We start from the raw sequence: 14,096 nt of genomic DNA, 5'->3' as shown, positions 1-14,096 counted from the left end.
CGTCAATATTGTGCCAATAAATTAGTCTATGAAAGCACTGTTCTGCAACTATCGCACAAGTTCTTGAGGTCGGACGCCCTCCACCCGCCACCTGAAAAAAGCCGCACCTCTTGGGTGCGGCACGTTTGCTGATTGCCTGCTTTTTCGGCTTACTGAGCAGGTTTAATCGTCAGTTCAGCATTTTCAAATCCGAGTGCGGCCAACTCATCCGAATCAAAGTTGGAAATGAGCTCCACCCCATTTACGCGATCATGGCTTGCCATGAAGGGCGCAGACCGCTTGCTGCGCGTAGCGTGGTGAGAGGTAAACGATTTGGCTTGTCCGACTTCGATGGTGCCCGCGTATTGTGACTCTGCATAGAAATCGCCAGATACGTGGGAGTAGAAAGGACGTAAGCTTTTGCCTGTTGCCCATTGCATACTCTGTAGGCCGTATTTCTCAATGGCCCAACTCCAGTCCCACCATTTTACTTCACCTGGGATATAACGATGATGCCACTGATAGGCAATATCGGCAGACGGCTGGCTACTGCGGCCCATGGTGAAGGTATGGTCATGTGTAGGGCGATTGTCTGGATGGGAGTGCCATGCGTTGCCGCCCCAGCGCAAGAAACCGTTAAAGTTAACGTCATAACTGATGTCTGCGCCGAAGCGATAAGGATACGAAATGCTTGAGCGATATAACTCAACACGGATAGGGATCTCTGAGTGTGCTGGGACGAAAGGACGTGCTTGCAAGGTCACTTGCTCGCTGCTCGCGCCGCCATTGCTGCTGGCAAAACTTTGGTTTGCCTCAAAAGAAATGGTTAACTTGGTCTCACCCACCAGCGGCCAATCAAAACTGTTTTCAGTTTCCACTTTTTGTGAAAAGCCATAGGTGTTGGTTTTTTCCCAACTGGTGGATTCATCGACTTTAAGATCGACCACAACCTGTTGATCAATATCGGTATTATTCCGTGCTACCGCGGAAACAGTTTTAACTAACTGGCGATCAGACTCGACCACATCACCGTGCCAAAAATCGCTATCATTGAGGGTATAAGCAAAATTATCGACCGTGATAGTGGTCTTATCACTACAACGATAGCCATCACAGCCCCCGTCATTATTACCGCGAATATGCCACTTGTCACCTGAGCGCCAGACGTCCATATCTTCACCGACATAGTCACTGTGGTTGCCACCTACCCATGCATAACCGAGATAATGCGCGAGATAGCTCAGTGGTTTAACAAACTCACTGCGGTTATTCACGAGTGCATACTGGATATCAAGTTCTGTGCCCTCAGGGATGCTTTTGGCAGCATAATGAGGAATTTCGCCCTCATCGTTTTCTGGATAACACCAAGTATCGGCCGTCTGGCCGTATTGCTTGATTTCACCGTTGTATCCACTGCCCATAATGGCCCAATCACCTGCTAGGCCGGAAATCTGCCACTGTCCCATGCGATCCATCAGAAAATGACGATGTGTGCTTGCTTCATCGGCAGTAAGGGGGCGGTAATTCGCGCGACATTGGTCATCACCTAAGTTATCGAGCACAATTTGATCAGGGTAAATATTTGCCTGCGCGAGCCCAGCATAAACCAGTACTGATAAGCTGGACACAGTGAGCGCCGTTACTCGTATTGTATTAGCCATTTGACGTATTCCTTATTGAACCTTAAATAAGAGTCATAGTGCGACTGTCATGGTCGTCGCTGCCCTTACCCTTTCATAACGGTTCAATAAAAAATAATGAAAAGCGTTGAAATTAATTCCTTTTAAACTTCATAAAGTTACCGCTAGGCATTCAAAAAAACACCAAATATTCAATGTGATTTTCATTCAATAATAGAAAGGAGGAAGCTGGCGATGAAAATAGAGTTAAGGCTCTATTTTTTGGCCTATCAAGAACATCATGTTTAGGCATGAGAATAAATTTAGTTGTTGCTTATGAATCTAGCGTATTATTTTTCCTGCTGAAGAAATTCATCTATTTTTTGTGTCGCATGAATAATATTGAGCGGAGAGTATCGAATAAAAGTGCTCCGATGGGTCTGCTTTGAAACAAAAAGAAAGGTGGAGTACTTGTGTTTTTTTTCAATATAAACAAGGCAGTTACACTGGCTATGAGTTAAAAATTGCTCTATAGAAAAGCCGAGCTCACTACCGGGCGGGTAAAACACGTAAAGCGCCCCAACACGCTTTTGATTTAACCCTCCTCGCTGAACCCAATCACTCCACCGCCATCCATTCATTTTTCCAACCACAAACACACTTGTTGCCACGCACAGCAATAGTGTTATCGCAATCAACAAACACTGCCGGTAGAGAGGCACTTTACGCTGAGCCTGACTTGATGGCTGAGGGTGTGAGGATCGCCCTGTTTGAGGGAGGGAAGGTTGAGGTAATGGCGTAACGTCATCCACCTCACTACATGCGGGCTCAGCGGTATGATGAGCGATCATGCCTTGTGTTAATCGGTAGCCATACTTAGGGACCGTGACCACCAATGAAGCGTCTGCACCTATTGCGATCAAGGCGCGCCGCAAAGCACTGACTGATTTAGCCAGCGACGTCTGACCAATGTACTCACTCCCCCAGCTATAACAGATCAGCGTCTGCTTACTGACGGCTTGCGGTGCGTGCTGCAGAAGGCACTCAAGGACAAGCGTCTCGCGAAATCCAATTCGAGTTGACTTGTGATCGTTGTGGAGTTTCCTTGCGACATTGTCGAAATAAATCATAGTTTTTTCTTTTAATAATAAAACAATCAGTTATTTAGTGCGATAAACATCGTTTTATTTAGAAACAAGATCACATTTCAAGAAATGATGTGATTAACCCGTTTATTCATAAAAATATTAACCCCTTAGAATATATGGTTAATACTGGGTTCAGCTGATGTATTTTCACACAAAATACGGTCATTTACTATACAAAACAAGGGTGTGGATAGGGTGCTTTCTTCTTTTTTTCGTTTAAATTTTCTTTTGCTGACCCATTTATTACTATGGCAATGAGTTTATAATCAGCTATAAATACTGAGTGTTTACTCAAAACAGGTTGGCAACAATAATGAAATATATTTATAAAACACTCTTCATCCTCTCTGCATTGTTCTCTGCTGCAAGTTTTGCAGCCATAGGACCCTACAAAGTCGTTTTAATCCATGGCTTTCAACCCGATCAACTACAAAGCCGACCAGATCGTGATCAAGTAGCCGTAGATGGTTCAAACTACTGGCAAAACTACTGGTTACAGCATGCTGATGCCCGTGTCGATTGGCCCGCTCACGAGCGGATCGAAGGAAAGATTGCATCAGACTATCTATGGCCTGCATTAAAAACGCTTTCCGAGCAAGAAACCTGTCTGTCCGGCTGCATTTTAGTGACCCACTCTACCGGCGACTTGGTGGCACGCTACCTGTTAGACAACCAAGCAAACTGGCTGAATAACGCAGGGCTCGAGCCACTCAACATTGTCGGCACCTTTGACTTTGCAGGCGCAGGCGGCGGCGTTGAACTGGCCAACATCGCGGTGAATGTTGCTGAAGGTGGTGGTTGGCTAAATCATGCGATGAAAAAAGCCGTGTCACTGTGGATGGGACAACTCCCCAGCAAAGACAATATCGGCGTACTGAACGACTTGAAAGTGGCAAACGCGCGCCAACTCGCCATGTGGCCTGATAACCGTGTACCGCGTATTCGTTTTGTGGGCAATGGCTCTGACTTCTTAGGGGCGACATCACCCTTTATACCAGGCAGCGACGATGGCGTGGTCGCCGCCCACTCGGCCTGTGGTGCCGCCGATGTCGATGCATTTGATAGTTGTTCAACCGCCATTGAGTTTGATGGGCAATTAGATTATGTCCACAAAGGGGTTCGACGCTTTATGCCCTCACACTACCCGCTATTGATGGGCGATAAGTATAGCCATCTGACTATCTTTAATCCTTGGCATAAAGGCAAAGTAACAGCCACCGATCCTGAGCTTAAGCTCGGCGATCAGTCTCGTATCGCTGTCGAGACCATTGACGAAGATGGCTGGTTTGGTAAGAAGTACCGTTATGTCCGTGATTCAGACCGTGACACCTTGTCGGAGCTGGTTCATGCTCTCCCACAATGATTTCGGACAGGCTGTGACGTGATTAACAAAGCTGCCCTTTCATCGAGATAAGGGCAGCAGGTTGGATTTATTCGCTTTTCTTTCCTGTGCTACCGTGGCTGTAACACATTAATTAGGGATTACTATGACTAGACTGCTGCTCGCAGTAACCTTGGTCGTATCAATGGGAACGACAGCGTATTTATGGCTAGATGCACCAGACACGCTGACACATCAAACGACGACCGAACGTGGCCACACACCTTCGCCCCCGAATATGCGTGAAGCCGCCTCCTCCCTTTCTAATACCACGCGCCACAAAGCACAAGCTCAACCTGCCGAGCCCGATGTGATGAAAACCTCGATGGCGCCGACACTCAGCTACATTGCCGCCGATTATGCAGAACAAATCCAGCACCCCGGCTACTCGCTCCCCATTCCATCAAAACAAAGCCCGTATTTACACTGGAATCAACATATCTCGACCCCAATGCCAATTCTCGATGGCTCAGTGAAAGCGGCATTAAAGCTCAACCAATACCGCTACTTTTATCCAGAAAAAATCCAAGCCTCACTGGTCACCCCTGCCTCTTTTAATCACGCGACTTTGTCGGTCATTGATGTCGAGGCTAATCGGGAATTGACCCACCTCGATGTCACAGATACACAGTGGAGCATTGAGCCCGAAGCCGATTGGCCTGTCGAGCTTCGTCTTAAAGCAGCCCTCAGTTTTGATGGGGGCGACGATGTGCTCACCGCCGATTTTCGCCTTTATCAGCCCATTGCGGAAGTGAAAGGGGTGAAGCCAGTTTTCGGCCGCGGGCCGGATATGGTTATCCCGCTCGTTTTGGATATCGACAAAGGCGGTATTTATCGGGTACGTGCTAATCTATTTACTGCTGACGACCAACCCGTTGCGGTATTAACCAATAAGACACGCCTCAGTGAGGGCGAGCAAACGCTAGAGCTACGCGCTTTTCGAGCCTCGATGCGTGGCTATGGCGATGAATGGCAACTGAAAGACGTGGTGATTGAGCGTATGTCGGGCTATCCCGGTGAGCGGGCACAATTTGGCATCAGCCCACAGGATCATTATTCACTCGGTGTTTTTGACACCGGACAGTTATCCGACGAGCCCTATCAAATGAGTGAGCAAGAGCGAATGCAGTTGGAATTTCTGCAACGTGCAGCTCAGCAATCTTAGTCGCCCATGAGGGCCTCTGACGCTAACCGTTCACTTTGTTCACGTGCGGTATAAATACACCGACGCACACCCTGAGCGGTATTGGTGCGCTGCCACGCGAGTACGACGTGGCTGACTAACGGCATATCTTCAACCGCGACGACAGCGACATGATCGCTCAGCTGTGTGGTCAATGATTCAGGTACCAAGGCAATACCAAACCCCGCTGACACCATTGCCGTTGCTGAATGTAATTGCGGTGCCAACGAGGCATTCGAGGGCGCCAGTCCTGCTCCTTTTAATGCGTCCACCAAAGCATCATGTAATCCCGGACCAATATCACGCGGAAACAGAATAATCGGATCACCGCCCAAATGTGACAACGTCACGCTTTGCTGCTTGGCAAAGGCATGATTAGCGGGCACCACTAGCTTAAACGGGTCAGGAAACAGCGGCGTGTGCGCCACGTGTTCACTGGCATAACACGGCAGGCGAAGAAAGGCGAGATCGACATCCTGCTGGCGCAAGGTTTCCACCAAAGAAGGCATAGGCAGCTCTATTGGTTGAAAATCAATCTCTGGATGGGCTTGCTGTAATCGTCGAACAAGTTCTAACACGGCTTGGCTCACCACTGTCGAGCTGGCAAACCCAAGCCGAAGTTGATTCCGCTCTCCTCGCGCCACTTGTTTGACCCGCTGCACGGCATGATCTAACTGCGCCAAGATTTTCACCGCATCATCATAAAGCACCTGACCGGCCGGCGTTAGCGCCACCCCACGCGACAAACGCTCAAACAAAGGCACGCCCACCTCTTGCTCTAGCTTTTTAATTTGTTGACTCAGTGGTGGTTGCGCAATGCCCAATTTTTCGGCTGCGCGGGTGAAGTGTCGGCACTCTGCCACCGTTACAAAATACCGTAAATACCTTAGCTCCATGACTCTACCTCTGAGAAGTCTCTGATATTCAGTATCTTACCACGTTTTTTATGTGCCATATCTTTTCGATATCAAAGCCAACCTTTTTTGTATTGGATGCTATTCACGTCAGCTCGCATCATAACTATAGGTTTCACGCAACGAACCGTTTGATTATCAGAACGGTCGTTAAATACGGTTAACGAGGACGCTTTATGAGCACCCAAACCTGCCACTGTGCCGAGCACATTGCGGCCGCCTACGTTGAGCATCACCAACACACGGGTGAAGGCGAAATCTATCAAACCTCCCTGATGAGTGCCTTGATTGATGGCATCTACGAGGGCGACACCACCATGGCCGATCTCCTCAAACATGGCGATTTCGGCCTCGGCACATTCAACCAACTCGACGGTGAGCTCATCGCCTTTGATAAAACCATATTTCAGCTGCGCGGTGATGGCTCGGCGCGTCATGCCGACCCGGACCAAAAGACCCCCTTTGCGGTCATGACCTTCTTCAAGCCAGAGATCAGCCAGTCTTTTGATCACCCCATGTCGCGCCAAGAGCTGCATGATGTCATCGATAGCTTGGTGCCAAGCGATAACATTTTTTGTGCGGTTCGTATCGATGGTGCCTTTGAGCATGTGCGCACTCGCACTGTGCCCAAACAAACTCCGCCGTACAAACCTATGCTTGAGGCCATCGCGGCACAACCTGAGTTTCGCTTTGACCATGTCAATGGCGTGATTGCTGGTTTTCGCAGCCCACAATATACCCAAGGGATCAATGTCGCTGGCTATCACGAGCACTTTATCACTGACACACGCCAAGGCGGTGGCCATGTCCAAGACTACGAATTAGCTTGTGGCACCTTGCAAATTGGACGGGTCTCTAAACTGGTCATTGATCTTCCCACCAATGCCAGCTTCCTCGGCGCGAATTTAACGCCGGACAACATACACGCCGCTATCGAACAAGCAGAAAAATAATATCACCTCCCATTAGGAGACAACCTCACGAGGAGCCCAACATGACTAAAAAAACACAGTGGGACAATGGCGCACAACTGATTGCAAATCACCTAGAGCGCCAAGGTGTGGAATACATTTTTGGTATTCCTGGCGCCAAAATCGACCGTCTCTTTGACGCGGTTGAAGACACCAACATCAAGATGATTCCCGTTCGTCACGAGGCGAATGGTGCCTTTATGGCAGGCGTCGTCGGCCGTCTTACCGGTAAGGCGGGTGTGACTATGGTGACCTCTGGCCCAGGCTGTGCCAACTTGGTCACTGGTCTGGCAACCGCAACCTCAGAAGGCGATCCCTTGGTCGCATTAGGGGGCGCGGTAAAACGGGCCGACCATCAAAAACAAACCCACCAAAGCCTTGATACCGTGAGCGTATTCCGCTCCGTCACCAAATACAGCGCCGAGGTTCAAGCCAGCACTGCTGCGTCTGAGATCCTTGCCAATGCCTTCCGCTCAGCAGAAAGCGGCCGCCCCGGCGCTGCCTTTGTCAGTCTGCCCATGGACATTCTCAACGAACGCGTTGAAAGCGATATTCTCGCACCGACCTTCCCCGCCCAGCCCGGCATGGCAGATACGCGAGCCATCAGCGAAGCGGCCAATAAAATCAAAGCGGCGAAAAATCCGGTGTTCCTTCTAGGTTTGCAAGCCAGTCGCCCCGAGAATGCCGCCGCTATTCGTACTCTGCTTAACCGTACCCAATTACCCGTTCTCGGCACCTATCAGGCGGCAGGTACTGTTGATATCAGCTACTACCAGCGCTTTGCGGGTCGGGTGGGTTTGTTCAACAACCAGCCCGGTGATCTATTGCTCGCAAATGCAGACCTTATCATCACCATTGGCTTTAGCCCGATTGAATACGATCCTGAGCTTTGGAATACCCAACACACAGACATCGTGCATATTGATGTCGAGCCTGCGGAAATCGAGCATTACTATCGCCCCAGCGTTGAGCTCGTTGGCCAAATTGAGCCAACCCTGAAAGCACTCACCGAGCAGCTCGATCATCACTGGCTGATGCCATCTACCACCGTCGATGTGCTCGAAGAAGTCGCCCACCAACGTCAAGCGATTCGTGCTTATAGCCATTCACACCAAGAGTTTGCTTTGCATCCGTTACACCTAATCAAAGTGATGCAGGATGTGATCACCCCAGACACAACCTTGTGCTTGGACATGGGTAGTTTCCACATTTGGATTGCTCGTTACCTCAACTGCTTCCGTTCCCGTCAATTGTTGGTCTCGAACGGCCAACAAACCATGGGCGTCGCCCTTCCTTGGGGAATTGGTGCTAGCTTGCTCAATCCCGATCGCAAAGTGGTGTCCGTTTCCGGTGACGGTGGGTTTATGCAATCAAGCATGGAGCTTGAAACTGCTGTGCGCCTCAAATGCAACTTGCTACACATTATTTGGGTGGACAACGCCTACAACATGGTAGAGATGCAAGAGGTCAAAAAATATCAGCGCTTTTCCGGTGTGAAATTCGGCCCGATTGACTTTAAAGCCTACGCCGAGGCGTTTGGTGCCAAAGGTTTTGCGGTCACACGCCAAGAAGAACTTGCCAGCAAATTGAAGCAAGCCATGGACACCGAAGGACCCGCCGTGATCGCGATTCCCGTCGATTATAGTGACAACTACAAGCTAATGGCCCCTCGTGAGGCCGGCAGTATGGATCCGGTATTCGCCTAATAGATAAGCTAAATAATGGAGATAACTATGAAAGGTATTAATCAAAAAGTGGCATTGATAACCGGTGCTGCAAACGGCATTGGCGCAGCCATTACCGACCGCCTCTATCAAGAAGGTGCCAAAGTGGCCATTGCAGACTGGAACCAAGCGGCATTAAATGACACTGCAGCAAAATACGATGCTGATCGCGTCTTGAAGCTCTCTGTCGATGTGTCAGATCCAAAAGCGGTAGAAGCCATGATTCAAGAAGTGGTATCCCACTTTGGGCAGCTAGATATGCTGATCAATAACGCAGGGGTGCATACGCCTGGTTCGGTCATTGACGGCACTCTGGCTGACTGGGAGAAAGTATCAGGAGTAGATATTGATGGTGTGGTTTTTTGCGCCAAATACGCCATGCCTGAGTTAATTAAAACCAAAGGTTCAATGGTAAACACGGCATCAGTATCAGGCCTAGGCGGTGATTGGGGCGCGGCTTTTTACTGTGCCGCAAAAGGGGCGGTTGCGAACCTAACGCGTGCCATGGCACTCGATCACGGCCTTCAAGGCGTGCGTATTAATGCCGTCTGTCCTAGCTTGGTCAAGACCAACATGACCAATGGCTGGCCTGAATCGGTGCGGGAAAAGTTCAATGAACGTATCGCACTAGGTCGTCCGGCAGAGCCTGAAGAAGTCGCGTCTGCGGTCGCATTTCTTGTCAGTGACGATGCATCATTTATTTCCGGTGTTAACCTCCCCGTTGATGGCGGCGCCACCGCCTCGGATGGTCAACCCAAAATCGTCTGAGAAATCACCAAGCGTCGCGATGCGTCCGTGTTATCGCGCGCTTTTTTCATGGCGCACTGTCAATCCACTCGCCGCGAATAAGAGCGAGCCATTAAGCAAGGTGAAAATCGATCACAAACAACGGAGGACGTTCTGGGTAGATTTGCAAAATCAGCGCCTTCAGCTCAGTCAGCGACATCCCTTCTTGTTCAGCATGGCGGGCATTAATGTCCTCGAAAGCAAGCGGAGCAACGCTGTCGATCACAATGTCACACACATAATGATCGGTTTCTAGCTGATGTACCGCGACGCGCGAACCAGGTTGATAGTGACTTTCGGATTCATCGCGAATGGTGATGGTTTTAACACCGGCGGCCACCATGGGCGTTAAGGTGGAGAAAAAAGTGATTTTAGTCGGGGTAGTCATGTTGTTTTCTTCCAAACCGTGTTGGCCTATGTGCAATACAATTAAAAAAGCCCGCGAGCACTTGCACGCGGGCTTTCCATACCTTGTGACGTTACGCCATCATCGGCACCAATACAAGCGTGCCAATAATCACGGTGATTAATCCGCAGAGAACTGGCACCGAGGTGCGTTTAACCACCTCAAACGGGCTGAGTTTTGCCATCCCAGATGTCGCCACGATCACTCCCGATACAGGCGAAACCGTGCGACCTAAATTAGACGCTTGCAACATGGGGATAATCAAAAACGCTGGGTTAAGCCCCATCTTCGCGGCTAACGAGGGCGCGAGTTCAACAAACGCATAGAAAGGCGCATTACCCGAGCCGGTCGCAATTGCTGCCGCGACAGTGAGCAAGGTTAGCAACATCATCAGCGCGATGCCGCCGGCGCCGGCGCTTTCCGCCAAGCCCAATAAGTTGTCTATCGCACCAATCGAGATCAAGCCTTGGGCGAATACACCAGCAGCCACCAACAGCATCACGACGCCTTTAAAGGCGTCCGCCATGCCCTCATAACAGGCATCGAGATCTTCTAGCGTTCTTCTGCCATCAAATTTTTTGGTCGCAAAGTCCACCAATGCCCCCAAGAAGATCGACAAGACCACGATGGTATAAATATCAAGATACAGCCCCTTGATGGTTTGCCCATTGAACAGGAACACCCCAATAATGGGTAAAAACGGTAACACTGCGTAATAAGCAGGCGCGTGGGTTTCTATCTCAGAGACATCTACACGCTCCATCGGCGTGTTTTCTTTTTTATCCAGGTATTTGTTCCAAAAATATGCTGCGGCGGCCATCACGATGATTGCACAAATAGAGACTGGCAATACGGTTTCAACCGCAAACACATGGAGAGGCAACCCGGATTTTTCCGCCGCAATCACCACATCGCCCGACGTGGGTGACAAAATAATGGCAGCAGGTGACGCACACACTGCGGTGGCGGCAGGACGAGAAATGCCCATTGCAGTCATCATCGGGAACAAGGTCGCCATCAGAAGGACACCTAACCCAGTTGCAGAGCTGACCGCCAGCGACATCAAACATGCCACGATGTAGGCCGCTACGAGCAGCACATAAGGTGACTTGATCACCGATAGCGGCTTAGAGAACTGTTTCACCACCACATTGTTGGCACCAATGTGCGACATATAGGCCGCAAAGCCACACAACAACATAATTTGCATCCCGAGGCCACCACCCCGGTATTGCAGCATGTATTTTACGTATTCAAGCGAGTCGGTAAACAGGTTGCCCGTCGACGTTAGTTTAGCCGGTAGGACACTGTGCCCGATTAACCCAGTGATAATCAGTAATAAAATCCCTGCGGTTAGCAAGGTGCTTGCAGCACGATAACCTTTGACAATGAAGTAGCCCACAGCCACCGTTACCACTAGCCCAATGAGCAGTTCTAGCATAATTCACTCCGCCAGATGATAAAGATAAAAGAATTGGATGGAATTTACTCAGCTCACTGTACTAAACCCCTGCCTGTAGCACGACAAGAACCAACCCCGAGCTTGATTTAAGACAAATAAAAAGCCGCCTCTCAATAAAAGGCGGCTTGGCGATCACAGTTTGTCTTGGTTAAGTCATCGGCTAGTGGTGAAGATCAAAGCGGTCAGCGTTCATCACTTTCACCCACGCCGCCACGAAATCGTGTACGAACTTGGCTTGGTTGTCATCTTGCGCGTAAAACTCAGCATAAGCGCGTAAAATAGAGTTTGAACCGAACACTAAATCAACGCGACTTGCCGTCCACTTCACCGCACCAGAGTCGCGCGCAATGATTTCATAGCGGTTGCGGCCGACGGGTTTCCATTGATACGCCATGTCTGTCAGGTTGACAAAAAAGTCATGACTTAGCTGCCCCACTCGGTCGGTCAGTACACCTTCCGGCGCACCGCCATAATTGGTCCCAAGTACGCGCATACCACCCAGCAATACTGTCATTTCAGGGGCCGTGAGTCCCATCAATTGGGCACGGTCGAGCAGTAACTCTTCAGGCTGAACGGTGTAGTCTTTTTTCAGCCAGTTGCGGAATCCATCTGCAACCGGTTCTAGCACCTCAAACGAAGCCACATCAGTCTGCTCAAGCGTGGCATCACCACGACCGGGCGCAAAGGGAACGTCGACGGGGACGCCAGCCGCTTTTGCGGCTTCTTCGATGCCTTGATTGCCTGCCAGCACGATGGTGTCGGCCAAACTAATCTGATGCTTCTGGGCTATATTGCTCAGCACGTTGACTACCTTCGCCAAACGCTCCGGCTCGTTCCCTTGCCAATCTTTTTGCGGCGCTAGACGGATCCGCGCGCCGTTCGCCCCTCCTCGTTTATCAGATTGCCGATAAGTCCGCGCACTATCCCATGCGGTCGTCACTTTCTCTACCAGTGTCAGGCCACTGTTGGCAATATCCGCTTTTACCGACGCGACGTCATAATCGGTGCGTCCTGCCGGTACAGGGTCTTGCCAAATCAAGTCTTCACTTGGCACATCTGGGCCGATGTAACGCGATTTAGGCCCCATGTCGCGGTGCGTCAGTTTGAACCAGGCTTTAGCAAAGGCATCCGCTAACTGCTCGGGATGTTGATAAAAACGCTCCGCAATACTGCGATAGGTTGGGTCCATTTTGAGTGCCATATCAGCATCCGTCATGATGGGATTACGACGAATAGAGGGGTCTTCCACATCGACAGGTTTATCTTCTTCTTTGATGTCGATGGGTTCCCACTGCCACGCACCCGCAGGGCTTTTCTTCAATTCCCACTCGTAGTTAAACAACAGATAAAAGTAGCCGTTATCCCATTGCGTGGGATGGGTGGTCCACGCCCCTTCAATGCCACTGGTGACCGTATCGCGACCAATGCCACGCGCTTGATGGTTGTTCCACCCTAAGCCTTGCTCTTCAATCGCTGCACCTTCCGGCTCGGGGCCGAGCTGTTCCGCATCGCCATTGCCATGACACTTACCAACAGTATGGCCACCTGCGGTGAGTGCAACCGTTTCTTCATCGTTCATCGCCATACGCTCGAAGGTGACACGCATGTCTTGCGCGGTTTTAAGCGGATCGGGATTGCCATCCACCCCTTCTGGGTTGACATAAATCAGCCCCATCATCACCGCTGCCAATGGGTTTTCCAGATCGCGTTCACCAGAGTAGCGGCTGTTTTCAGCATCACTTGGCGCCAGCCATTCTTTCTCTGCGCCCCAGTAGGTATCTTTCTCAGGGTGCCAAATATCCTCGCGGCCAAATGCAAATCCATAGGGTTTTAAGCCCATCGATTCATACGCCATCGTCCCCGCCAGCAAAATTAAATCTGCCCAGCTTATTTTGTTGCCATATTTTTTCTTAATCGGCCACAACAGGCGGCGGGCTTTATCGAGATTGGCGTTATCCGGCCATGAGTTTAAAGGCGCAAAACGCTGGTTACCGGTCGCACCGCCACCGCGGCCGTCGGCAATGCGATAGCTCCCCGCGGAGTGCCATGCCATGCGGATCATCAAGCCGCCATAATGTCCCCAGTCGGCGGGCCACCAAGACTGACTCTCGGTCAGTAACGCTTTCACATCCTTTTTTAATGCATCGATATCGAGAGTTTTAAGCGCGGCGTGATAATCAAAATCATCATCAAAGGGGGAGGTTTTACTGTCATGTTGATGAAGAATGTCGAGGTTTAGCGCGTTTGGCCACCAGGTTTTGTGTGCCATCGCTTCCGAGGTTTTGCTGCCGTGCATGACAGGGCACTGCCCTCCCGACGTTGAGCGTTGTTGAGACATTGCTTTCTCCTTGCTCTTATTGTTCGACAAGCTTTCTTCACAGCGAATCAGCTTGCGCATTGCGTTAATAGGCAATCAGGCGAAGTGTCTGATTGTCCCGACTAATACAACGTTAATAGGCATTAGACATCCGCGCTAATCTGTTTTGCCAATTACTGTGATTGCTGACACCAGAGTTACCAGTC

The 14,096-nt window shown here is 50.2% G+C and carries 11 protein-coding genes; 5 read left to right on the top strand and 6 right to left on the bottom strand.

The genetic code is table 11. The features are described from left to right. Nucleotides 1–149: 149 nt before the first annotated feature. Both EHW56_RS00310 and EHW56_RS00305 read right to left on the bottom strand, forming a co-directional pair. Nucleotides 150–1,640: an aerolysin family beta-barrel pore-forming toxin gene (locus EHW56_RS00310; protein WP_152796702.1), complete on the bottom strand. Its 1,491-nt coding sequence runs from the start codon at nt 1,638–1,640 to the stop codon at nt 150–152. A gap of 308 nt (nt 1,641–1,948) precedes the next feature. Then, nucleotides 1,949–2,728: a transcriptional regulator gene (locus tag EHW56_RS00305; protein ID WP_152796704.1), complete on the bottom strand. Its 780-nt coding sequence runs from the start codon at nt 2,726–2,728 to the stop codon at nt 1,949–1,951. A 331-nt stretch (nt 2,729–3,059) separates the two neighbouring features. Here EHW56_RS00305 and EHW56_RS00300 point away from each other — a divergent pair, with 331 nt between their 5' ends. Together EHW56_RS00300 and EHW56_RS00295 are read left to right on the top strand one after the other, a co-directional pair. After that, entirely contained in the window at nt 3,060–4,109 is a 1,050-nt protein-coding gene (locus tag EHW56_RS00300) for a hypothetical protein (protein WP_152796706.1), read from the top strand. 124 nt (nt 4,110–4,233) lie between these two features. Then, nucleotides 4,234–5,292 carry a hypothetical protein gene (locus EHW56_RS00295; protein WP_152796709.1) on the top strand — a complete coding sequence of 353 codons (1,059 nt, stop codon included), beginning with the start codon at nt 4,234–4,236 and terminating at the stop codon, nt 5,290–5,292. Here the strand turns inward: EHW56_RS00295 and EHW56_RS00290 are convergent. Continuing rightward, complete coding sequence (locus tag EHW56_RS00290) at nt 5,289–6,206, bottom strand: LysR family transcriptional regulator (protein WP_152796710.1); 918 nt, start codon at nt 6,204–6,206, stop codon at nt 5,289–5,291. The two genes, EHW56_RS00295 and EHW56_RS00290, sit on opposite strands and share 4 nt — an antisense overlap. 194 nt (nt 6,207–6,400) lie before the next feature. On the opposite strand from EHW56_RS00290, the gene budA reads away from it, so the two are divergent. From budA to EHW56_RS00275, 3 genes are read left to right on the top strand one after another with little or no spacing between them, the layout of a single operon-like run. Continuing rightward, the gene (budA, locus tag EHW56_RS00285; protein WP_152799864.1) at nt 6,401–7,177 is read left to right on the top strand and encodes an acetolactate decarboxylase; all 777 of its coding nucleotides are present in this window, start codon (nt 6,401–6,403) and stop codon (nt 7,175–7,177) included. Between the two features lie 41 nt (nt 7,178–7,218). Then, entirely contained in the window at nt 7,219–8,901 is a 1,683-nt protein-coding gene (gene alsS, locus EHW56_RS00280; RefSeq protein ID WP_152799862.1) for an acetolactate synthase AlsS, read from the top strand. Nucleotides 8,902–8,928: 27 nt separating this feature from the next. Continuing rightward, nucleotides 8,929–9,687 carry an SDR family NAD(P)-dependent oxidoreductase gene (locus EHW56_RS00275; protein WP_152799860.1) on the top strand — a complete coding sequence of 253 codons (759 nt, stop codon included), beginning with the start codon at nt 8,929–8,931 and terminating at the stop codon, nt 9,685–9,687. A gap of 91 nt (nt 9,688–9,778) precedes the next feature. Here the strand turns inward: EHW56_RS00275 and yqfB are convergent, their stop codons facing one another. The 3 genes from yqfB to katG all read right to left on the bottom strand — a co-directional run bounded on the left by yqfB (nt 9,779) and on the right by katG (nt 13,911). Beyond that, nucleotides 9,779–10,093, bottom strand: a complete 315-nt coding sequence (gene yqfB, locus EHW56_RS00270; protein WP_152799858.1) for a N(4)-acetylcytidine aminohydrolase — start codon at nt 10,091–10,093, stop codon at nt 9,779–9,781. Nucleotides 10,094–10,184: 91 nt separating this feature from the next. Continuing rightward, the gene (gene dcuC, locus EHW56_RS00265; RefSeq protein WP_152799856.1) at nt 10,185–11,552 is read right to left on the bottom strand and encodes an anaerobic C4-dicarboxylate transporter DcuC; all 1,368 of its coding nucleotides are present in this window, start codon (nt 11,550–11,552) and stop codon (nt 10,185–10,187) included. 181 nt (nt 11,553–11,733) lie between these two features. Continuing rightward, complete coding sequence (gene katG, locus EHW56_RS00260; protein WP_152799854.1) at nt 11,734–13,911, bottom strand: catalase/peroxidase HPI; 2,178 nt, start codon at nt 13,909–13,911, stop codon at nt 11,734–11,736. Between the last annotated feature and the right edge of the window lie 185 nt (nt 13,912–14,096).

This window comes from Salinivibrio sp. VGrn1 (assembly GCF_009377995.1).
Taxonomy (GTDB): Bacteria; Pseudomonadota; Gammaproteobacteria; order Enterobacterales; family Vibrionaceae; genus Salinivibrio; species Salinivibrio siamensis.
The sequence above is the reverse complement of the archived record's forward strand: the minus strand, read 5'-3'. Positions and strand labels throughout refer to the sequence as shown.

Bases quoted from the DNA above. Each gene is read 5' to 3' on its own strand.
- EHW56_RS00310 (WP_152796702.1), bottom strand. From the start codon at position 1,640: ATGGCTAATACAATACGAGTAACGGCGCTCACTGTGTCCAGCTTATCA.
- EHW56_RS00305 (WP_152796704.1), bottom strand. From the start codon at position 2,728: ATGATTTATTTCGACAATGTCGCAAGGAAACTCCACAACGATCACAAG.
- EHW56_RS00300 (WP_152796706.1), top strand. From the start codon at position 3,060: ATGAAATATATTTATAAAACACTCTTCATCCTCTCTGCATTGTTCTCT.
- EHW56_RS00295 (WP_152796709.1), top strand. From the start codon at position 4,234: ATGACTAGACTGCTGCTCGCAGTAACCTTGGTCGTATCAATGGGAACG.
- EHW56_RS00290 (WP_152796710.1), bottom strand. From the start codon at position 6,206: ATGGAGCTAAGGTATTTACGGTATTTTGTAACGGTGGCAGAGTGCCGA.
- budA (WP_152799864.1), top strand. From the start codon at position 6,401: ATGAGCACCCAAACCTGCCACTGTGCCGAGCACATTGCGGCCGCCTAC.
- alsS (WP_152799862.1), top strand. From the start codon at position 7,219: ATGACTAAAAAAACACAGTGGGACAATGGCGCACAACTGATTGCAAAT.
- EHW56_RS00275 (WP_152799860.1), top strand. From the start codon at position 8,929: ATGAAAGGTATTAATCAAAAAGTGGCATTGATAACCGGTGCTGCAAAC.
- yqfB (WP_152799858.1), bottom strand. From the start codon at position 10,093: ATGACTACCCCGACTAAAATCACTTTTTTCTCCACCTTAACGCCCATG.
- dcuC (WP_152799856.1), bottom strand. From the start codon at position 11,552: ATGCTAGAACTGCTCATTGGGCTAGTGGTAACGGTGGCTGTGGGCTAC.
- katG (WP_152799854.1), bottom strand. From the start codon at position 13,911: ATGTCTCAACAACGCTCAACGTCGGGAGGGCAGTGCCCTGTCATGCAC.